Here is a 20,979-nt window from a genome sequence, read left to right on the forward strand (position 1 = left end):
TAAGCCAATTAGCAGTTACTAAAAATTCCAATAATTTCAAACTCATCCATAACGCACATAAAAGTTGCGTATCTCTCCTATAGTTACAACATAGGTTCGCACGCATGCAATTTGCGTGCAATTAACGAATTTTGGAGGCAAGAAATGGGCTTAATCAGCGCAATGCAAGGCTTTTGCGTAATTGGCATTGTTATTGCTGCAGGCTACGTTACTGCTCGCATGCACGTTGGCGGTTCACAGGCTCAAATGGTCCTAAATCGCGTAAGTTTTTTCGTTTCCAGCCCTTGCTTAATGTTTGCAATACTTTCTAAAGAGCCTATTTTTGAGATTTTTCACTCTTCGATTTTTGTTGCATTCTTTTCTGCAATGATTGTTGGAGTTGCGTTCGTGCTGCTTAATCGCTTTTGCTTCCATCTTCCTGCAGCCGACTGCACTATAGGTGCTCTCAATTCTCTTTATTTAAATTCAAACAATATTGGCTTGCCGGTTGCGACTTATATTTTGGGAAATCCTGCGCTTGTTGCTCCGATTTTAGTTATGCAACAGGCTGTATTTACTCCTGTTGGTTTGACGGTTCTCGACATTACAACTACTGGAAAATGTTCGCTTAAACGCATCGCTCAGCAGCCTTTAAAACAGCCACTTTTAATTGGTTCGCTTGGTGGAATTATTATTTCTGCAATTTCCGCAAAAGTTGGCTACTTCCCTGTTCCTAATTTTCTTTACGATCCAATTAAGATGATTGGCGATTCTGCAGTTCCAATGATTTTAATGGCTTTTGGAATGTCGCTTTACGGAAGCAAACCTTTACGAAAAGATTCCAATCGCGCTGCTATTGCCACTGTTGCTGTGCTAAAAAATCTTATTATGCCTGCAATTGCATTTTTGCTAGCTTATTTTGTTATGGGTTTTCGCGGGGCAACTTTGTACGCGTGCGTTGTGCTGGCTGCGCTTCCAACCGGTCAAAACGTTTACAATTATGCTGCGCGCTACAACGTCGGCTTAAGTTTTGCGCGCGACGGCATACTGTTTTCTACTGTCACTAGCCCAATTTGCATAGCAGTAATCGCCGCTATTTTGGGGTGATTAATCCGCGCGCAATCGTAGAACTTTGTAATCACAACACTTTGTAATCATCTTGCTTTTTGAGCAAGAAGCAGTTTGCATGCTTCGCGCACAACGTCCCCAACTTTCACACCCTGCTTATCGGCAGAAGCCTTTAGAGCATCAGCATCTTCAGCAGATATACGAAAAGTTATAGGCAACATAGCTTCTTTGTAAAGAGGCGGTCTGCCGAGCGGCTTTTTAATACGCAAATTACCAGCTTTACCGTGATATTTGCCTTTTTCAGCATCACTTTCCCATTTATCAAGCATTTCATCAGTGACATCAATGCCACCTTCACCACGAAAATTAGCCATAATCACTCCTACCTATCTTCTACCAAAAATTTGTCTAATTTCTTCTTGACTAAATCCCATTTCAGCAAGAAACTTTTTAGTTGCAGGCACTACATGAAAAATAATCCATTCCCCATCTTCGCCCTTATATGCAATAAGTTCCGTAATAACTCCGCGAGAATCCCAAGCAAATGAAAGCATCTGACTAGGCTCATATTCACCTTGCCTGGGAAGCTCTCTACAAGATGAGTTCCACATATTTATTACTTCAGTTTCGCTGAACCAAGGTCGTTTTCGAATAACTCTAGGATGCACTAAAACCTTCATAAATATTATCTCCCAACTCTCAATACTTTCGTATACGAAATATTATCACATTGTGCCAGAGATTATCAAAATATGGCTAATCGAACTAATAAAAGCATGCAAAAAGCCTAATGCAAATTGGCAAAAGTTGGAAGTCTGCTTTCAGATTCCGCAAAACTAACTCATACTTGGAAGTCTACTTCCAAATTGAAGCTAACTTTGCGCAACTACCTTTGCACAGCTAACGAGTCGAGGCAAGAGAATCAAGACACGCGCGGAAACTGTACTGCACACGTACCAGAAGACGAGGTAAATATCAGCATTAAGTGCAGAATTAAAAAGTGATTAGACTCAATTTTTTAGCACGGAATCCAAACTCTTTATTCCAGGATTATTCAAATTCTCAAGAGATAAAATCTGCGTTCGCGCCAAATTTCTAAGTTCCGCCATTCGATCAGCCTGTGGCAAACCCTTAGAGATCAAAACAGCGTTATAGCTTTCCATATTCGCCAATACCAGAAGTTCATTAATACTCGCCTCGTCTCGAATGTTTCCTTTTGACTTAGGATTTGCGTCTCTCCATTGCTTAGCAGTCTTATTAAACAATGCAACATTTAACAAATCTGCTTCATTTGCATACTTATACATCAACTGCTCAGAAGTCAAATCCTTCAACAAATATTCTTTAATAGCATCCGTATGAATCTTGTAATTAATCTTCGAAATCTCACGGTTCAAATTCCAATTCAACGAAAGCCTGGAACCCTCATCAGATTTAAGTCTTTGATAATCTTTGATAATATATAGTTCAAATTCTGCTGAGATCCAAGCCGCAAACTTAAATGCTATATCTTTATGAGCGTAAGTTCCGCCATTCTTACCAGATTTGGAAACTATGCCAATAGCATTTGTTGATTCTACCCATCTTTTAGGAGATAAAGTAAAAGCATTAGAACCAGCCTCATTCTTAAAGGAATCGAATTCGACCCCTTTAAAATTCGGATTGTTAATACTCTCCCACAATCCCAAGAATTCAATAGTATTCTTTACTCTCAGCCAGTTTTTAACAACATCTTTAGGCTCTTCTTTGTTTTTATATCTCGCAATATCGGTTAAACTAACGTAATCATTCCTAAAATCTTCCGTATAAACCTGAATTGTAAAGCCTTTTGCCGTAATAATATCTTTTTTAATATTTGATGCATTAGACATAATTGCCCCCTAATATTTACGCAAATTTACGCAATTAGTTGCTTTATTTGATTTGTTTACTTTATTTCTATGCGCTTGACACAAAACCCATGAATCACAAGCAAAATTACAAAATCAAGCACAAGCCACAAAACATCTAACAACTAGCAGAAAACTAGCATGCACCAGCGCATAAGTAGTATTTTATAAGATTTCATAGATTAAAAGCAACGCAAACACGTAGATAAAATAAAAAAGTTAATTCCCAAAACAATACTCTAAATAAAATTTCGCAAGTTGGAAGTCTACTTCCAAGTTTAGTGCAAAATGGCAAAAGTTGGAAGTCTACTTCCAAATTCCGCAAAACTAACTCATACTTAGAAGTCTACTTCCAAATTGAAGCTATCTTTGCGCACTTACCTTTGCGCAACTAGCGAATCGAGGCAAGAGAATCGAGACGAGCGCGGAACGACGGCCAATCAGTGCGCATTGCCGTAAGCAGCTTCAGCTTAGGCACGTCGTCAATCGGCACCCACTTAATTTCCATACTCTCGTCGTCGTGCGCGCAAGGATCCACACTATGCCCCGGCTTTTCAAACGCAAAAACCGTTGTATAACACCAATTTCCATGATCTTCGCGGTAAGCTCCAACAACTTCAATATCTCCCGAAGTGATATTTGCTTCCTCGAAAGACTCACGCAACGCGCCCTCAATCGCGCTTTCTCCGTCGGAAATTGCGCCACCAGGGATGCCCCAAGTGCCACCTTCAGCGCTCCAAAGAGCACGATGTTGCATCACAACGTGCGTCACGCGACCAGTTTCAGCATCTCGCCTAGCAAGCAGCACTCCAGCAGCTCCGTTATGACCCCAATGTCTGCGGCCACAATCGCAATGCACCCAGCCATCTCCCGGCTGATGCACATTTTCTTTAGGCACTTCCGTGGAAGTCGGATCATTCTTTTCGCCAGTTTCTTCCAAGCTTTCCTTATTCCACAAATCCGGCCAAGCGTATCCAAGCTCCGAAACCATTTGTCTCAGCAGCGGCAAGCTGATTCCAAGAACACCGTGAGGATCTCCATTAATGCTTTCAATAAAAGCTCCGCCAAAACCTTCTAGCGTAAAGGATCCTGCCACTTCCAGAGGCTCACCAGTTGCTACATACGCGCGAATTTCCGCGTCATTCATTTGCGCAAAAGTTACGCTTGCATGACTTGTTTTGCAAATAGTTTTGCCGGTTTTTGCGTCGATTAAGCAGTGACCAGTCCACAATTGTCCTGTTTTTCCGCTCATCTGCTTGATTCTCTCAAATGCCACTTCAGGAGTATGCGGCTTTCCGTAGCACTCACCATCGAGTAAGAACATGGAATCGCAGCCAACAATCAGCACACCGCTACAATCATGAGAAGATTTATTTGTATATGCAAAATCGTGAATATCGAAAGTTTTTGTAGGAACAGTAACGCCTGAAAAATCGCGAGTTTGCGCCGTATCTACGTTATGCGTTACGTCTGATTGCGAATCGCTTGCTAAAGCATTATCAGCAGATTCAGAAGATTCAGATCCCGCAGGTTCAGCTTCCAGCGGATACCCCACAACTAAATCGCCACTAGCCGAAGCAGCCGCATCCGCCACACACTTCCACGCATGGTACACAGCTTGAGCTTTTGCACGAGCCAAAATAGAAACTCGCTGCTCAACGTTCAACTGCTCAACGCTCGTACCTCGCTCACTAGCGGCATCACGCAAAGCCGCCGGCTCATCCACTTCGCTTACGTGAATTACCGGAATCACGCCAGCGGCCGCCAAAACAGCCCTACGCGCTGGAGACTGTGAGGCCAAAATCAACGAAACTGTCATACCTTACCCTTCCCTTTTACAACTTCACATAGGTTATTCGCGAGTTATTGCAACGCCAATAGAATCAACCTGCACATGCAAAACACGCCAGCCAGCACGCGAAAGCCACGGCTCAGCAATTGCGTCGATTTTTTGAGCTGCACTCTTGTTATACTCGGCATCTCCTGCATAAAATACAGCAACGCACGATCCTGCTCCCGAAATCGCTGCAGCAAAACCATGCTCGCGCAACGTTTCCACTAGCTTCCACGAATCTTTCATAAGATTTGCACGATACGTTTGATGAAGAGCATCTTGAGTTGCTGCAAAAAGTAGCGCATTTCGCGAAATATCAGATTTTACTGTGCATAATTTATTTTCAGAATCGCTATTTAACTCACCAAAAGCAACCGGAAGCATTGCAGCTCGCGACACGTTAAATATTGCGTCACCATACGGCACTTTTGCCGGAAGCGCGCGCCTAGCAAGCTCTGTAGAAAGCTCGAAATCAGGAACGAATACCGACACAGAAATATCTTGCGAAACTTTGTATCGCACAGTATGAAAACCGGTAGAAAGCGGAGCTTCGCAATCTCCAGCCACGCGCACAGAACCTTTGCCTTCCCCAGCATCAAGCTTCCAACTCATCGTCAAACCGCCAAAAACTGCAGGAGCAACATTGTCTGGATGACCTTCAATTGCGGCCGCAATTTCGAAAATTGCTTCGCGATTAAGATCACCTTCGTGAGCAAAAGCCCAAGCAGCAGCAACTGCAGCAACAATCGCTTCTGCAGAAGAGCCCATACCGCGCGCTTGCGGAATACGATTATGCGCTTCTAACGTAAATCGCAAGTTTGGCAGACCAAATATTTTGCAAGCTTTGCGAAAAGTCGCTACAACTAGATGCGTTTCATCTTTTGGAAGCGTATCCTCGCCTTCGCCGTGAATAATTACGCGCACGTTTCCAGCATAATCGAGCGAATCAAGCGAATTTTTAGAACGATTATCATCCAGAGTAAAAACTAAAGAATCCGCATAATCAAGCGCAATACCGGCTGTATCAAAACCAGAACCAAGATTTGCGCTAGTCGCTGGCACGCGCACGGAAACACTGTTACACACTGGCTTCATACGATCACCTGCAGCTTCTCTACTTTATAACGCGCAAAACTAGCGGCTTTCCACACACAACATCCAACTTCTGCAAATCCTCACAAATAGCTTGAACTGCAGCTTCCGAACATTCGCGCACAAGCACGCGCACACTGCCAGGTCCACCAAGACCGCACTGTGGGCAATCCGAATCAGCTTCAGTTTGCGCATACTTAGCTTGGCACGCCGAAGCCAAACGTTCAGCTGCAACGCCATGATCTACAAAAACATCCATAACTTCGCTGCACAAAGCCAAAGAAGTATCTTCCATATTGCAACGAATCACAAAATCCGCTCTAGTCTGCTCGCTAGAAGCCGGCACATACTTGTTGTACATTGGCACGCCAAAACCTGCGCATCCACGCACAAGATTTCGAGCAGCACTAACAACATCTCCAACAACAGCACTTGCAGTTGGAGCGCCGCCGGCACCGCGTCCGTAGAACATCAAATCGTCTGCAGCCTGCGCCTTCACAAACACAGCATTAAAACTGCCGTGAACCGACGCCAAAGGGTGCTCCGCACTAACAAGCGCCGGATACACATTAACGCTTACTCCGCCATCCGATTTTGACTTACCGTCGCAATGCCTTTCGACTGCTGCAAGTAGCTTAATTACACGCTTTTCCGCGCTCGCTGCAGCAATATCTTCAGCAGTAATCGCGCTAATTCCTTCAACGGATACGTCGTCAATACTTACTGGCATTTGGAATGCAAGAGTTGCAAGAATCGCAGCTTTATTTGCAGCATCGAAACCTTCAACATCTCCGGTCGGATCTGCCTCAGCATAACCCTTTTCTTGAGCTGCGTGCAAAGCCAAATCAAAATCAAGTCCGCGCACAGTCATTTCGTCAAGAATATAGTTGGTAGTTCCGTTTACAATTCCGAAAATTTGCGTAATTTTGTCACCAATAAGCGACTCTCGAAGCGGTCGAACAATAGGAATCGCTCCTGCTGCAGCCGCCTCAAAGTACAAGTCAACTCCGTGACTTTCTGCACACTCGTATAATTCCGGACCAAACTTCGCAAGCAACGCTTTATTTGCAGTAACAACAGATTTTCCGTGGCATAGCGCACTTTTTACAAAAGTATGAGCCGGCTCAAGTCCGCCAATAAGCTCGACTATAATATCAATGTCTTCGCGAGCGCACAAAGAGGCAGTGTCTGTAGTTAGCAAATCACGCTTAATCCAAGGCGCATCAACTTCTTCCGGGCGTAAGCATGCAACTGCTGCAAGCTCAATTTCAGCGCCAGTTCGCTTCTTAAGCTCATTGAACTGTTCAACTATTAGTCGCGCTGTTTGAGACCCAACAGTTCCAGCCCCAAGTAGGCCTACGCGAATAGTTTTAGTCGACTGATTGCTTTGCATAACTTTCGCCTCCTTCGTTGATTTATTTTATATTTTATTTTTATGCGATTATTTTTTACTCGCTTTTACACAAATAACATTAGCAAATTAAGAAGTATTGAAATAATCAAAAATGCTATTACTCCAACAGTTCCGTACAATGCTTTGTTGCCAGCTTTATTCGGAAGTTCTTGCGGAGCATTGAAGAATACAAGATACTTGCGGCGGCGAACTAGCAAAACCACGCCTACTATAAGCATGGCAATCATAAACATCCCATAAATTCCAGCTAGAATAAAACCGGTTGGCAGTCTAGTTAATTCCTGACGAGACATCTTTTCTACGTCAATCATATTTCCGCTTGCATCAACCAGCTGCTTTTCCAACCACATTGCAACTATGCTTCCTTGGAAATTCACAATCATATGAAGAAATATGCTGTAGCTCAACTTGGACGTACGAATATAAATGTAGCCAAAAACAAGTCCAAGTCCAAATGCGTAGAAGAATTGGAAAATGTTCATATGGAAAAGCGCGAAAGCAAGTGCAGAAAATACAATAGCTCGCTTTTCTCCGTACGCGCGCAAACGAGAAAGCAGCTGTTTTCTAAAAAGCCATTCTTCCACAATTGGCGCAAGAATTACCACGAATATGAAGGTTTCCCACATATTTCCCGCTGCAATAGTGTCTGATACGCGATTTTCTGCTTTGCCACCGCTAAGAACTGTTGCTAGGAAAACGCCAACTATATTACCAATGTACATAATCGGTATGCACACAGCAAAGAATCCGCCAAATTGGCTAAATTTCATAGAGAATTGTCGGGTTTTTGCCGCAGGGACAGTGCGCATAATAAGCATTGCGATTGGTAAAGCGACTAAACACTGCGAAATATCCGACACAAGTAATGTGTTAAGAGAGTCGCTTAGCATGCTCTTAGGCACAAACTGTGAAGAAAGAACTCCAAGAACATAGGCAACAGCAATCCAAACTACGAGGAATACGCATAAAGACATGCCAATAGTTCCTTGACGTTTGCGCGCTAACAAATAAGTGTCGTCGCGCCATGAATTTTGCAAATCTTGCATACTTATTCCTTTTTATTGCTGCTTTTTGTTTCTGCTTTACAGTTGATTAAATTATTTCAAAACGCCTTCAATAAGCTTTGTGATTAAATCGTTGTAGCTTATTCCAGTTGCTTCCCAAGCTTTTGGATACATGGAGATTGGCGTAAATCCAGGCATCGTGTTGATTTCGTTAAGAATTACGCGACCATCTTTAGTTACAAAAGAATCTACGCGACTTAGTCCCCGCCCATCTGCCGCTTTGAACGCTGCAAGCGCCGTTTTGCGAACGCGCTCTAAAGTTTCCGCTGGCAAGTTTGCTGGAACTTCAACGTGCGAAGCTGCGGAATCCATGTATTTGCTGTCAAAATCGTAGAACTGGTCTTCACCAGCCTCGCGCTTGTCTAGCACAACTTCTCCAGGCCAGCTTGCTTTCGGTTCTTCGCCGTCGCGAGCTGCAAGAACCGCGCACTCAATTTCTCGTGCATCAATTCCCTGCTCTACCAACACTCGCCAATCGTGCTCTGAAGCCTCAAAAATAGCTTCTGCTAAGGCTTTAGCATCGCGCGATTCAACTTTTGTAACTCCAAAACTGGAACCTGCGCGGCTTGGCTTTACAAAAAGCGGATACTCGAGTTTTGCTGCTTCAACTTGAGTAAGAATTTCTTCTGCGTATGCATCAAAGCGATTTTCCGCGTCGCTTGCAAACTTGCGCGCATCAAGTGCAATTCCAGGAGCAACATTAATTCCGGCAGCTTTAAACAGTTGCTTTGCATAGTATTTATCCATGCACGCAGCCGAAGCCAACACTCCACAACCAACGTATGGAACTTGCATCATTTCTAGCAAGCCTTGCAAAGTGCCATCTTCACCGTTCGGACCGTGAAGAACTGGGAAAACAGCGTCAATATGACCCAAACTTGTAAGTGTACCGTCATTTTCGCGGGCTAAAAATCCGTCTGCGCCTTTGGCAGGGTCTAGCACAACATCGCGCGTTCCAGCAGTTTTTGTTATTACCGGAAGCTCTCCTTCTTCCATACGGAAGTTTCGCGGATCTTCGCCGCCAACAATCCATTCGCCTTGTTTTGTGATTGCGATCCGCACAATGTCAAAACGATTTTCGTCTACAGCACTGAGCACTCCAGCAGCAGATATGCAAGAAATCGAATGTTCGTCTGCCTTACCGCCATACAAGAACACTACACGCTTTTTCGTCATTTTTTTCCTTTATATATTTTGAATTATTCTAATTATTTTGGACTAGTTTTGATTATTTTCGCAAACGCTACTTACTCTTCGCAAACGTCGTCGTCGAAAAGCATTGCGAGCATTTCTTGGCAGGAAATTCCTTCTTCAAGCACGCGAGCCATTGCACTTGCAAGCGGAGTTGCAACACCCAAACGCTTGCCCATTGCAACTACTGCGCTTGTGGTTGGCACGCCTTCTGCAACACCATTGCTCACGGCAGTTGCTTCTTCAACGCTCATGCCTTTTCCAAGATTTGCACCGAAAGTATAGTTGCGGCTTAGAGGAGATCCACAAGTTGCAACTAAATCACCAAAGCCAGCAAGACCTGCAAAAGTGCGCGAATCCGCGCCTTCTGCTACGCCCAATGCCGTCAATTCTGCCAAACCGCGCGTTTCAATCATAGCCGCCGTGTTTTCGCCATATCCTGCACCTCGAGCCATACCAACTGCGAGCGCAACCACGTTTTTAAGCGAGCCACACATTTCTACGCCGATTACGTCTGTTGACACAAATGCTTTAAAGTAGCTGTTTGAGCATGCTTTTGCAACTACTTCTGCCTGAGATTTTTCTGCGCAAGCAACTACTGCTGCAGCCGGGTGGCGAGATGCAACTTCCTTGCTCAAGTTTGGTCCGGAAAGTGCAGCAAAACGGTTACGCGGTAAGTTCAAAGCTTCGCACACAACTTCATCCATACGTTTGCCGGTTGTGCGCTCAATGCCTTTCATCAGCGAAACAACGATCGCATTTTGTGGAATCAAACCCACAAAACCTTCCAACGCAACGCGAGCAAACTGTGCCGCAATCGCCACGACTACAATATCCGCATTTGCAACAGCCTCTGCTCGGTCCCCAGTTGCAGTCATGTTTTCTGGAAGTTTTTCTACGCTAGGCAGACGCACGCCATTATGATGATGATCGCGAATTCCTTCAACAATTTCTGGCTCTATTGCCCACATTGTCACTTGATTTCCTGCATCCGCAAGTACTTGTCCAAACGCAGTTCCCCAAGCACCAGCACCCAACACCGTAATGTTCATGTTTTACGTCCTGCCTTTCGGTTGTGAGTTTTATAAGCTACTGTATAGCTATTTATTTGTAATCACACTATTACATAATTCTACACATGCCGCTTTACGGGATTTTTAAAAGATACTTTATTTTATTCTTCTGTATATTTTTTATTCTTCCGTAACGCGTTTCATCTGCCTGTAATCAAAGTATCCTGCAGGAGATTTTTCTCCACGAATTTCTTCCATAATCTGCGTCATACGCACACGCACGCGACGAGCCAACTCTTCAGCAGATTCAAGAGGAGGTAGCTCTCCCCAATTTTCACTCCCCTTTAGCAAGTCAGCATAATCAAGTTGAGTATCGTAGCACATTACAACATTTTTCTTTGGCCATGGCCACCAGTGGTTAATGCTTGCCGCGCCCCATGTAACCGCGCAAAATAGCGGAATCTGATGTCCGAGTCTGCGCGATGCTTCGAGAGCAATTATACCAATTCCGGGCTTCATGCTCATAGGCCATTTTTTAGGATCGCGCGTAACTGTTCCTTCAGGCCATACACTTAAAGGTCTGCCATTGGTGAGGATTTTAATAGATTCTTCTTCTATTTCTCGCGCTTTTCCGCTTCTGCGAGGAACCGGCTGCATGCCTACAAGCTGGAACCATTTGCCTAAGATTGGCCAGTGAGCGAGTTCCGCTTTTGCCATGTAGCGCGGACGACGACCTTGGTGGAATAGTGCAGTCATAGGTATGAAAACATCAAACATCGTCACGTGTGTGCAAGCTGTAATAAACACGCCTTCTTCTGGCACGTTTTCCAATCCCCACGCCTTTACTTTGCAGCGCGAACGCAATACGCGCGACGTTCCTTCGAGCAGTCTTTCGGCGGCTTTAGGATTTTGCGCGTCAATTTCTACCTGATTTGGCTTGCGTTTTCCTGTCGGATAGTAATACGTTGGGTCAACTAAATTGTGTTTACTTGCTAAAAGCTTTACTTGCTCATCACTGAGTGGTTTTACTGCACTTCTTGGCGAAGGTTTTCCTTTTGATACCATGCTTTCTATTGTGCAGCATGCTATAAACCTACGCTACGACCTACTTTTGCAATCAACCCATGTTTAGGAGAGCACGCCCAAGCGAGCACAAAGAGAGCGGTTGCTACGAGCACAATTGTTCCGCCCGTTGCCGTATCAAAGCTCCACGAAATATACATTCCAACAATCGAAGAAACGCAACCAATAACAGGAGCTAAAACCATCATCCTAGATAGCCGATCAGTAAGCAGTCGCGCAGTTGCAGCAGGAGTCACAAGCAGAGCAAGCACAAGCACGTTTCCAATAATTTGCACGGAAACAACTACAGCGATAGCCACTAACACGTACAACATTCCATCTAGCCATGCAACCGGCAATCCCATTGCGCGCGAAGTTTCTCGATCCATCGATACGCACACAAGCTCTTTGTGGAACATGCATAATATAGCCAAAATAATCAAACCAGTAATAGCAACAACAGCAATATCTGAATCAGGAATACCTGTAATCGAGCCAAACAAGAAGGATTCCAAGGATCCAGCGTAGCCAGATGCTTTAGAAATAATCACAATTCCAAGAGCGAAAGCAGATACGAAAAATACGCCAATAAATGAGTCTTCGCGAAGCCTACGGTTTTGGCTAAAAATAGATACGATTAGCGCGGTTGCAACTCCTGCGAGTGCTCCTCCAAATAGCAGATTTCCTTGCAATACGAAGGCTATAGCAAGTCCTGGGAATACTGAGTGAGCTACAGCATCTCCGATAAACGCCATTCCTCTAAGTACTACGTAGCATCCAACTACACCGCAAATTACGCTAGAAAGGCACGCTACAATAAGTGCTTTTAGCAAAAACCAAAGGTCTGGATTTGTTAAATCTTGTATAAATTCTATTGGAGATAACATTACTCTTTCACCACACTTTCCTTACCAATTACGCGCTCAACTGCTTTAATAAGCGGATTTTGCGGAGCTACGTGGAAGGTTCGTACCCACTGTTCTGTTTGCAAATTTTGCGGATCGTCGTCACCCACAATAGTGCCATCAAATAGCATTATTCTCGAGCATGAGTTAATTGAGCCAATAATATCGTGTGAGCTCATGAGAATTGCTTCACCAGAAGCAGACAATTTTAAGAACAAATCGGTAAGCAGCTCCTGAGTAGGCATATCAAGTCCAGTAAACGGTTCGTCTAGCAAAAGTAAACGCGGCTCTCCAGCCAATGCTCGCGCAACAAGAACGCGTTGCCGCTGACCTCCAGAAAGTTCACCAATCGTGCGATCTTGGAAATCAGCCATTCCTGTGCGTTCAAGCGAGTTTAATGCAATCTCGTAATCTTCTTTTTTAGCGCGACGAACGTAACCAATATGACGAATCCTACCCATCATCACTACATCTAAAACAGAAAGTGGGAAATCCCACGCAATATCGTGACGTTGAGGCACGTATCCAACGTAAGATACGCGAGAATTAAGTTTTGCACCTTCCATATGAGGAGCACGCACTTCGAGTTTTCCAGTATGCGGAATCAAACCCATAATTGCACGAAATAGCGTTGTTTTACCGGCACCGTTTGCACCAAGTAATCCCACGAATTCGCCACTATTAATGGTAAAAGAAACGTCTTTTACAACAGCGCGATTCCCGTACGAAATATTCAAATTTTGTGCGCAAATTACTGCATTTTCTTCCATATTTATTACCTTTAACACTTTCACTTCAAACATTTCGCTAAAGAATCCGCGTTAGCTCGCATCATATCCGCGTAAGTTCGCACATTCGCGTCGAAAGCGTCACCATAAATTGGACAAACTTTCACATGCGCTTCAGATGCAAGCTCTTTAAGCACAGACGAGCGCGAAATTAAATTTGGCTCTAAAAACACTGCAGGGATTTCCAAGTCGTGTAAAATTTGCGAAAGCCTACGCCTATCTTGCACGCTCGGTTCGCTTGAAGGATTGATTGTTACAAATCCCGCAATATTTACGCCATAAGCTTTACCTAAGTATGCAAAAGCGTCATGCGTTGTAACCAAGTTGCGACGCTCTTTTGGAATTGACGCAACTTTTTTACGCATATAAGCGTCTACGTCGAGAAGTTTATTAATATATCGATCCGCATTTGCGCGATATTTGCGAGCATTTTTAGGATCGACTTCGCACAAGCGGTCAGCTATTGTGCGCACATAAGCAATTCCGTTTTTCACTGACTGCCATAAATGCGGATCAATATCTCCGTGAACATGTTTTCCAAGAACAGCTTGAGGAAGTTGATAAATTTTCTGCCTTGCAAATCCAAGGAATCTATAGCCTTGTTCAGCTGGAATTTCTTTTAAAGCATTAGTCGGCACTTCTACTACTACGTCTCGCGGCTCATAGTATACGCGCTTTGGCGCAACTGACCGCTTTTCTTGCAAAGTGTCAACTCTGTACAAAAATCCGCGTTTAGCTAAATCGTAAGCCAAATCTGCATGACCTTGATTCAAAACTACGCTAGCTCCACGCTTTTTCGCTAATTTCTGCGCGTTAATGCCAACAGCAAAACGCATAGTTGCGTTTCCTAAACTTGCAACTCTTTCGTTTTGAGCATTGAGCATATCTGCGTGAAAACCGAGAGTGTATTCTCCTGGCTTACTAAAAGCCCAACTTAAATGCGTGTGCGCGTCCGCAGGCAAATCCACATGATCTTCATCGTTAATTCCGTTTGCTGAATTAACGTAAGTTTCTACGCTTCCAAAAGTGCCAGTAAGGTAAGCAAAAAGCGAACCAGGACCGGTTACTTTAGTTGCAGTTAAGCGGATCCTGTCCGAACGCTTCATGTTGTATGCTTTTGGCTTTATTACAGTAGCGCGTCCTTCTTTCGTTACAGTTGAAGGCGCGTTTGATTGTGAAGATTGAGAAACCTGAGAAGACTGCGACTTATCAGATTTCTCTTGAGATTTTTGTTGCTCTCTAGCACCTTTAGTTTCCTTAACCTGCTGCAAAGTTTGACGTTCTGTAGCAAGACCAAGCCAAATAGTGTCCAACGACACATCTTCGACCATTGGAATAATATCCGCCGCATGTTTCACGCTTTCTTCAGCAAGTTGCACATTTGGCACGCCTTTTCGCAAATTTGCGTCTAAAGCAGTAATAACACCATGCTCCTCAAGCATCATGTAATTACTAAAAGCCACATCCGCATACACAACGTCTCGAATTGAACGCAATCGCGGCTCGTAAGAGTGCGGATCTGCATTATCAGGCACGATTGAACTCACATTTGCGGCATCCCCTGCTACATTCGCCACCATATCGCGCAAAACGCCTGTAGTTGTAACTACATTAATGCGACCATCGCGATGTCCTGCACGATTCCCGTTAGCACTACCACAAGCAGAAAGCGGCAAAATAAGCGCAACGGCTGCAATTACAGCAAGCGAAGAGAACAAAGTTTGCTTTACTTTTTTGGGCTTACGAATCACCCTTACACACTCCTACTACTAATAGCGCAACAGCCAGTTGAAGTTAATAAGTCCGCGCTTGTACAGATACCAAATTCCTGCACCCAAAACGCCAAGCACAGCAATAATTCCACCAGCAAGAAGCGAATAAGCAAGTAAAGGATTTCGCTTAAATAATCCTGTTACACCTTTTGCTTCAGACTTCGCAACATCGTCATTATCGTTCAATTTCTGTCGGTACAAACTTTTAGCGAGTCTCTTGTTACTAATTTTTGAAACAAGACCTTTATGCTTTTTAGCTTTTCTTGGCAATTGTTTTCCAGAGTGTGAATTGTTCAATCCTAAACCACGACCAACAAAAGGATTTCCGCCACCAACGGCACCGTTTCCATGACCGCCATTATTTCCGCCTAAACGAGGCAAATCAGTAGGTTTTGCTGGATTCTGAGGTGTAGAAGAACCATCCTTTTTTCCAGTACTTTCGCCGCCGTCAGCATACCCCATTGGTGTTTCTTGTGGATCTACACCAACAGCAACATGAATATTGCGAGTTACTGTAGAATTTCCGTCGGAAGCTTGGAATTGCAATGTGTAATATCCCGGTTCGTCGAAATCCCAATTCGCATGAGCATGCGTATTTGCAGGTATCGTATAATCTGTTGCTCCTTGAGTGGAGAAAATCTCTTGATCTCCACCGCCCAAACCGCCAAACATCCAAACGCGTACGTTTCCAGGACCTTCAACTCCTGTTAGGCTCAATTGAGTTGGCTTATGCGGATTCATAGACTGATTATTCCAACCCATCCATGGCACACCATCAATTTGTGTTTGCGGTATACGATACACGCCGTTAGTTTTACCAGCATCACCAACTGCGAACACAACTGTATCTGTGTCTCTAAATACGTGACTTCCTGTCACATCTTCTTGCACAGCCATATCAACTTTATTTGAATCGCCAGTATATACAGCAATATCAACATGACCGTGGTCTATAACGAGTTTGTCACCCTTGATGTCTTTGAACTTTGTCGCAGCAGATTGCTGACTTTGAGAATCTTGCTTTCCGCTTTTCGCGTTATGTTCCCCATGAATAAGACCACCGTTATTACTCCCAAAAAGTCCTTGTTGTTGCATTTTTGCTCCAGACCATGGAGTCACATACACAGTGTTGTTGTTACCGTTAATGAAGAAAGATCCGTTACTTTGTTGCACATTAATGCTGTGATCCTCACCTTGAGAATCATCATTATCATCTGAATCTTCTTCGTCATCTTCACCATCTTCATCACCGTCATCACCGTCAAAAGATACGCCATCATAATCAGCAAAATCCCCAGCTGTTACATCATGATTAGTGACGTGGAATGTATAGACTTGCTCAGAACTTTGCTCCTCGTCACCAACGGTAGTAGTAGCCTTCATTTTTAACTTGTACACACCAGGACGGTTAAAAGACCAATACATGTGCGAATGCTTGCCACCAGTCTCAGTGATGTCAACATCTTTCGGCCATCCGTCAACAGAACCAAGCATTTTCTCATAATCGTCACCGCTGCGAGTGTACATAAAAACTTCGCCGTTGTGGGGTGCTTCGATACCAGTTAGCGACAATTTAACTGTTGGATTAACTTTTGTTGTAGAACCAGCTCCCTTATATAACGGTCTAGTATCTAAACCAGGCCATAATGCACCAGTATTTCCAGCTCCAGATTGATCAAAGAACCAGACTACACCTTCGCGAGTTGTTGCGTAGATTTCTTTTATTATCGGATCGTTCTCATCTTTGGAAAACTGCATGATATTTTTAGAACCGACTTCAAAAATAAGCCGATTCGTATCGTAACGAGTGCCATTATGATCTTCACTTTCAAACGCATCTCCCAAGGTTCCTAATACCATGCGCCTGCTTGCACTATCAAAGAAAGTTGCAAAAACATCAGCATGACCTTTATATGCGTGGCACATTGCAACTTTACTATCAGCCGCAGGTTGTGAAGCAGTTTTATCTAATCTAGCAGCAGTACACGCTGCAAAATTGGCTTTTTTTATGGCAGTAAAATCTTTAGAAGATTTCTTTCCGCTTACAACAGTTGCGTCACTGCCATTGTCAGCAAAAGCCGTGGGAGTTCCCATCATCATGCCACACAAGCACACGCCCACCAACAAAGCGCGAGATAATTTCTTTATACTATTACGAACCATTTTCGTCACACCATTATTTCCACTGAGTGCCATCAGATTGCACATTGTCTGATTGAGAATATTGAGAATTATTAATTGGTGACATTACTGTCGTTTCTTGATCACGCACTAGATTTGGCAAGGTATTGTCACCATTTGCATTATTCACAGAATTTGCATTGTTTGCATACTGTTGATTAGCTTGTGCAGAAACTTGCTTAGCAAGCGCAAGATTTCGTGCTTTCTTGCTTTTAACTACAGCTATTAGTACAAAAATCACAATAATTACGGCAATAATAGCCACAAAAATACCTACAATTTGAAGAACTAAAGCTGTATCGTCACTTTTTTCAGATACTCTGTGAGAATGCTTATGCTTGTTGTGAAGGAGTTCGTGATGATGATTAGCTTCATCTTTTTCGGATTCATCGTTATCTTCTTCATCTTGACCCTCTTCGTCGCCCTCGTTGCCACTTGCTCCAGCAGCACCCGCACCTAAAGCAGCATTAGGATCGGTATTATCTCCAACCGCAAAATTAAGAACACGCGTATCGCTTACTGCGCGTCCATTTTTAAGCTTTCCTGAAAAAGTAAGCTTCACATGATAAATTCCAGGCTTAGAAAACACCCAATTCACGTGAGTATGAGCGTTGGCTTCAATCCAGCTGTTTTGCGGATATCCTTTAGTACTATCCCAAAGTTGCTGTGGATTGTTGTTGCCATTTTCTAAGTAAACATGCAGTTTACCCGGGCCGCTTACTCCTTCAAGAGAAAGGTTTGCACCGCGATCGAGCTCGTTAAGCACGCCACCTTCCTGCGTATTCCAACCAAGCCACGGCACATCAGGATTTTGAGTTTGTGGAATTACGTAAAGCTTGGTTCCAGGCTTTTCGCCAATAAAACTGTAGGCAGCATCATCAGGCATAGGAATTATTGAATTGCCACCTAATTTAAATACCACATTTTCTGGGTCTCGCCACACTGGTTCGTCACCAGTATCATCACGAATCTTCAATTTCCATTTGCCGTCGATTAGCGTTGGTCCAAAATCAGCATGACCTGCTTGAATCATAACTGGCTGATTGCCTTCATTAGCATAAGCAGTTTCCTGCATTGGATTTGGTGCACATAAAGATGCAACCAAAGTTACTAAAGAAAATATGAGCGCAAGCAGCGCAGTAGAATATACATGCTTTCGTTTTACTTGCAATGTTTCATTTTGTTTGTAATTCATTATTTAAACTTTCTAGTAATAATACGAATACCATTTACAACAATTTCAATTTAGAACGTATCAATGCTCCGCATGCGCCAGTTATTGTGCATAAGCCGACGCTCGCACCTGAAGCTGCAACCGCAACCCACTTAGTCGAGGAACCATCACCTTTTGTATCATCTGAATCATCTTCATACGCTTCATCAGATTCTTCGTTGTATTGCCTTGCACCTTGCAAAGCATGACGTTCAGTATTCTTAACAAAATCAGAGTTATTGACAGAACTATTTTTAGACTTATTGCCAGAATTATTATCTGTTCTTACGAAATTACGAATAGTCTGTCCACTTTTCTTAGAGCTCTTGTTCTTAGTATGAGTTCCGCCAGAAGTTCGTCGCGATGAATTATGTAACGATGTTCCGCTTGAATTTTCTGTTCTTGTAAAAGAACTAGAACCAGAACTAGCACCACTTTGCGTATTATTTTTAGAATTATTCTTACGATTAGTGCGGTTAGTCTTATTGCGATTCTTCTTTGTGCGCTTGAATTTTCTGTTGGATTTCTTAAAGAAATTAGATTCGAATTGGAATCCACCATTAGAACTAGATCCAAATAGTCCCGAATTTGCAGTGCCGCCGAATACACCTTTCAAAAAGTTCTTTCCACCAACAAAATGCTTAGTCTTATTTTTGCGCTTATTACGACGCTTCTCATGGTGCTTTTTCCCGTGAGAGTTCTCATCATCTTCAGAATCAGAACCACTTTGATCATCATCGCCATCATGGTTATGAGAGTGAGGAACACCTTTCATCTCAATAACATAATCGCAAAACTCATCAAACATTTTATTACGGTAAAGTTCACCGTTCTTTAAAACTAAGGAAGGACGAATCGTTGCACCTTGCATTGACGCATCAAGTTTTAGCTCCAACTTGCTGTTCATGGCACCAGGAATGCGCTTAAATTCGCTTTCTCCTTCCTTTTTTATCAACCAAACATAATCTTTAACAATGGAAGTTACTGGACTTGTCGGATCGTCAATTGGCGCACCGGTAACACCGTCGGTTGCAACATGAGGGTTAAGCAATACTGTTTTCGCGTGTAAAGTATCCCCTGGTTTGAAACGCTTATAAGGAGCAATTGCTTTTACTACAGGATGTCCGTCGGCACCGTGATCTTCAACGGCGATGGTTGCAGACGCAGTATCTTTGCCAACTTGCGTTTCACCTTCAGTTGCGTGAGCATACACTTTCATCTTGTTCATTGCAGGCTCAGCCGGAAGCTGCAATCTCTCAGCAAAAAGAGTGGTTCCATACGCGTCAGGACCTTCGTCAGCACGCACATATCTCCACTCAATACGAGCACCCTTTGGTTTGTTAACTACTTTTAAGTCTAAACCACCATAACCTTCGTATGAATGATAATGCGGATGAGGCCCGGAATCACGAATATTGCCGATGCGCATATCGCCGCCATCGTCTTTATCTGTGTCTTTATGATCTTTGGAAGCTTCGTGCGCTTCTTCATCATCGTCAGGATTAATAAAATCACCACGACGGTGCAAATCAAGCGTTTCCGTAATGCCAGAAGCAGGTACTTCGCCTGAATATGTATCTTCTACTTCAAAAGTGTATTCTGCAGGTTCGGTTGTAATCTGCTTCTTAGTGTTCTTATTTGTAATAGTTGCTGCTACTTTTAGCTTGTAAACGCCAGGCTGCGTAAATCCCCAGTTTGCATGCACGTGGCCAGCAGTATGTTGGTGAATTACGCCAGGTAGCATAAATCGACTGCCATCAGTATCAGGTTCGTCGTCTAAATCATTCTCTTCAAATGATAATTTCTTCGAATTTTTTCCAATGCCATCGGTAGTCCAAAGCAGAATGCGCCCGTTCATTGGTCCAGTAACTTGCTGAATTGCAATATCTGCTGTTGCATCATCTGCGTGAGATGCGCCAACTAAAGATGCAGCATAACCTGTGTCCCAACCCGGGAAAAGAGGGTTTCCTTTTTGATTTCCGGAACTATCGAGATAGTAGTATTCAGTAGCGAGAGCAGGAAGTTGCGATTTTGTAGTGTACGTGCTTTTAGCTACGCGCAAAGTAGTGTTTTCAGGCTTTAAGAAAGTAGCAGCGTCTTTTTCGACGGCCATAATGAATTTACCGTTGTATTGAATTGGGTAAAACACGTCTGTATGGCCGTGACTTAGCACTTCCTTTTTTGTAGGATCGTATTTTTCAGCAGGATTACCATTTTCTAATGCAACTGCCGGTAAAGCTGCACTAAATCCTGATGCGAGCACGGCAATGGCAAGTATTGCAACACTTGCCATTGCAAAAGCACGTTTCACAATATTCCTAATGACCTGAGTCATAATTACTATTTCGCTCTCTACACTTCATCTTCTTATCGTTATATGCGCTCTTCTTTTCGCAAATAATTATGGAAGATTTTTAACAACGTCTATTAATAATAATAATGATTCTCATTAATAGCAAGTCGACACTCCGAATACATAAAAACGCTGGCAGCTTAAAGCGACCAGCGTTTATT

17 protein-coding genes are annotated in these 20,979 nt (G+C 43.4%); 1 reads left to right on the forward strand and 16 read right to left on the reverse strand.

Annotated features, from left to right (window positions below; translation table 11 throughout):
* The first annotated feature begins 144 nt into the window (after positions 1-144).
* Positions 145-1,086, forward strand: a complete 942-nt coding sequence (locus HXT44_RS06210; protein WP_103013894.1) for an AEC family transporter — start codon at positions 145-147, stop codon at positions 1,084-1,086.
* A gap of 47 nt (positions 1,087-1,133) precedes the next feature.
* Here the strand turns inward: HXT44_RS06210 and HXT44_RS06215 are convergent, their stop codons facing one another.
* The 16 genes from HXT44_RS06215 to HXT44_RS06290 form a co-directional block, all read right to left on the reverse strand.
* Positions 1,134-1,421 (reverse strand): toxin-antitoxin system antitoxin subunit, encoded by a 288-nt coding sequence (locus HXT44_RS06215; RefSeq protein WP_076003078.1) that lies wholly within the window; start codon positions 1,419-1,421, stop codon positions 1,134-1,136.
* A gap of 12 nt (positions 1,422-1,433) precedes the next feature.
* Positions 1,434-1,727 carry a hypothetical protein gene (locus HXT44_RS06220; protein ID WP_076003079.1) on the reverse strand — a complete coding sequence of 98 codons (294 nt, stop codon included), beginning with the start codon at positions 1,725-1,727 and terminating at the stop codon, positions 1,434-1,436.
* A gap of 330 nt (positions 1,728-2,057) precedes the next feature.
* Positions 2,058-2,918 (reverse strand): KilA-N domain-containing protein, encoded by an 861-nt coding sequence (locus tag HXT44_RS06225; protein WP_102703264.1) that lies wholly within the window; start codon positions 2,916-2,918, stop codon positions 2,058-2,060.
* 409 nt (positions 2,919-3,327) lie between these two features.
* Positions 3,328-4,755 carry a Maf family nucleotide pyrophosphatase gene (locus HXT44_RS06230; RefSeq protein ID WP_415685018.1) on the reverse strand — a complete coding sequence of 476 codons (1,428 nt, stop codon included), beginning with the start codon at positions 4,753-4,755 and terminating at the stop codon, positions 3,328-3,330.
* 33 nt (positions 4,756-4,788) lie between these two features.
* Positions 4,789-5,865 (reverse strand): homoserine kinase, encoded by a 1,077-nt coding sequence (gene thrB / locus HXT44_RS06235; RefSeq protein WP_421782827.1) that lies wholly within the window; start codon positions 5,863-5,865, stop codon positions 4,789-4,791.
* Between the two features lie 19 nt (positions 5,866-5,884).
* Entirely contained in the window at positions 5,885-7,255 is a 1,371-nt protein-coding gene (locus HXT44_RS06240; RefSeq protein WP_415685020.1) for a homoserine dehydrogenase, read from the reverse strand.
* 65 nt (positions 7,256-7,320) lie between these two features.
* Entirely contained in the window at positions 7,321-8,322 is a 1,002-nt protein-coding gene (locus tag HXT44_RS06245; RefSeq protein ID WP_102703268.1) for a CPBP family intramembrane glutamic endopeptidase, read from the reverse strand.
* 51 nt (positions 8,323-8,373) lie between these two features.
* Entirely contained in the window at positions 8,374-9,516 is a 1,143-nt protein-coding gene (locus HXT44_RS06250) for a D-alanine--D-alanine ligase family protein (RefSeq protein ID WP_116440651.1), read from the reverse strand.
* 71 nt (positions 9,517-9,587) lie between these two features.
* Positions 9,588-10,583 carry an NAD(P)H-dependent glycerol-3-phosphate dehydrogenase gene (locus tag HXT44_RS06255; RefSeq protein ID WP_116440650.1) on the reverse strand — a complete coding sequence of 332 codons (996 nt, stop codon included), beginning with the start codon at positions 10,581-10,583 and terminating at the stop codon, positions 9,588-9,590.
* A 141-nt stretch (positions 10,584-10,724) separates the two neighbouring features.
* Positions 10,725-11,609, reverse strand: a complete 885-nt coding sequence (locus tag HXT44_RS06260; RefSeq protein WP_064340516.1) for a lysophospholipid acyltransferase family protein — start codon at positions 11,607-11,609, stop codon at positions 10,725-10,727.
* A gap of 20 nt (positions 11,610-11,629) precedes the next feature.
* A complete protein-coding gene (locus HXT44_RS06265; protein WP_064340515.1) occupies positions 11,630-12,493 on the reverse strand; it encodes an anchored repeat-type ABC transporter permease subunit in 864 nt (287 codons plus the stop codon).
* Positions 12,493-13,281, reverse strand: a complete 789-nt coding sequence (locus tag HXT44_RS06270; protein WP_004109106.1) for an anchored repeat-type ABC transporter ATP-binding subunit — start codon at positions 13,279-13,281, stop codon at positions 12,493-12,495. Before HXT44_RS06270 ends, HXT44_RS06265 begins: the two co-directional genes overlap by 1 nt.
* Positions 13,282-13,301: 20 nt before the next feature.
* Entirely contained in the window at positions 13,302-15,050 is a 1,749-nt protein-coding gene (locus HXT44_RS06275) for an anchored repeat ABC transporter, substrate-binding protein (protein WP_410309330.1), read from the reverse strand.
* Between the two features lie 18 nt (positions 15,051-15,068).
* Positions 15,069-17,234: a choice-of-anchor M domain-containing protein gene (locus tag HXT44_RS06280; RefSeq protein ID WP_421783223.1), complete on the reverse strand. Its 2,166-nt coding sequence runs from the start codon at positions 17,232-17,234 to the stop codon at positions 15,069-15,071.
* Positions 17,235-17,247: 13 nt separating this feature from the next.
* Positions 17,248-18,447: a choice-of-anchor M domain-containing protein gene (locus HXT44_RS06285; RefSeq protein ID WP_421782831.1), complete on the reverse strand. Its 1,200-nt coding sequence runs from the start codon at positions 18,445-18,447 to the stop codon at positions 17,248-17,250.
* A gap of 34 nt (positions 18,448-18,481) precedes the next feature.
* Entirely contained in the window at positions 18,482-20,800 is a 2,319-nt protein-coding gene (locus HXT44_RS06290) for a choice-of-anchor M domain-containing protein (RefSeq protein ID WP_421782833.1), read from the reverse strand.
* Positions 20,801-20,979 lie beyond the last annotated feature (179 nt).

The sequence above is a fragment of the Gardnerella sp. DNF01198P genome, assembly GCF_049244165.1.
Classification (GTDB): domain Bacteria; phylum Actinomycetota; class Actinomycetes; order Actinomycetales; family Bifidobacteriaceae; genus Bifidobacterium; species Bifidobacterium swidsinskii.

Excerpts from the sequence above, each read along its gene's own strand:
- HXT44_RS06230 (WP_415685018.1), bottom strand. The coding sequence starts at position 4,755 with ATGACAGTTTCGTTGATTTTGGCCTCACAGTCTCCAGCGCGTAGGGCT.
- HXT44_RS06280 (WP_421783223.1), bottom strand. The coding sequence starts at position 17,234 with ATGGTTCGTAATAGTATAAAGAAATTATCTCGCGCTTTGTTGGTGGGC.
- HXT44_RS06265 (WP_064340515.1), bottom strand. The coding sequence starts at position 12,493 with ATGTTATCTCCAATAGAATTTATACAAGATTTAACAAATCCAGACCTT.
- HXT44_RS06240 (WP_415685020.1), bottom strand. The coding sequence starts at position 7,255 with ATGCAAAGCAATCAGTCGACTAAAACTATTCGCGTAGGCCTACTTGGG.
- HXT44_RS06255 (WP_116440650.1), bottom strand. The coding sequence starts at position 10,583 with ATGAACATTACGGTGTTGGGTGCTGGTGCTTGGGGAACTGCGTTTGGA.
- HXT44_RS06270 (WP_004109106.1), bottom strand. The coding sequence starts at position 13,281 with ATGGAAGAAAATGCAGTAATTTGCGCACAAAATTTGAATATTTCGTAC.
- HXT44_RS06215 (WP_076003078.1), bottom strand. The coding sequence starts at position 1,421 with ATGGCTAATTTTCGTGGTGAAGGTGGCATTGATGTCACTGATGAAATG.
- HXT44_RS06285 (WP_421782831.1), bottom strand. The coding sequence starts at position 18,447 with ATGAATTACAAACAAAATGAAACATTGCAAGTAAAACGAAAGCATGTA.
- thrB (WP_421782827.1), bottom strand. The coding sequence starts at position 5,865 with ATGAAGCCAGTGTGTAACAGTGTTTCCGTGCGCGTGCCAGCGACTAGC.
- HXT44_RS06250 (WP_116440651.1), bottom strand. The coding sequence starts at position 9,516 with ATGACGAAAAAGCGTGTAGTGTTCTTGTATGGCGGTAAGGCAGACGAA.
- HXT44_RS06290 (WP_421782833.1), bottom strand. The coding sequence starts at position 20,800 with ATGACTCAGGTCATTAGGAATATTGTGAAACGTGCTTTTGCAATGGCA.
- HXT44_RS06225 (WP_102703264.1), bottom strand. The coding sequence starts at position 2,918 with ATGTCTAATGCATCAAATATTAAAAAAGATATTATTACGGCAAAAGGC.
- HXT44_RS06210 (WP_103013894.1), top strand. The coding sequence starts at position 145 with ATGGGCTTAATCAGCGCAATGCAAGGCTTTTGCGTAATTGGCATTGTT.
- HXT44_RS06260 (WP_064340516.1), bottom strand. The coding sequence starts at position 11,609 with ATGGTATCAAAAGGAAAACCTTCGCCAAGAAGTGCAGTAAAACCACTC.
- HXT44_RS06245 (WP_102703268.1), bottom strand. The coding sequence starts at position 8,322 with ATGCAAGATTTGCAAAATTCATGGCGCGACGACACTTATTTGTTAGCG.
- HXT44_RS06220 (WP_076003079.1), bottom strand. The coding sequence starts at position 1,727 with ATGAAGGTTTTAGTGCATCCTAGAGTTATTCGAAAACGACCTTGGTTC.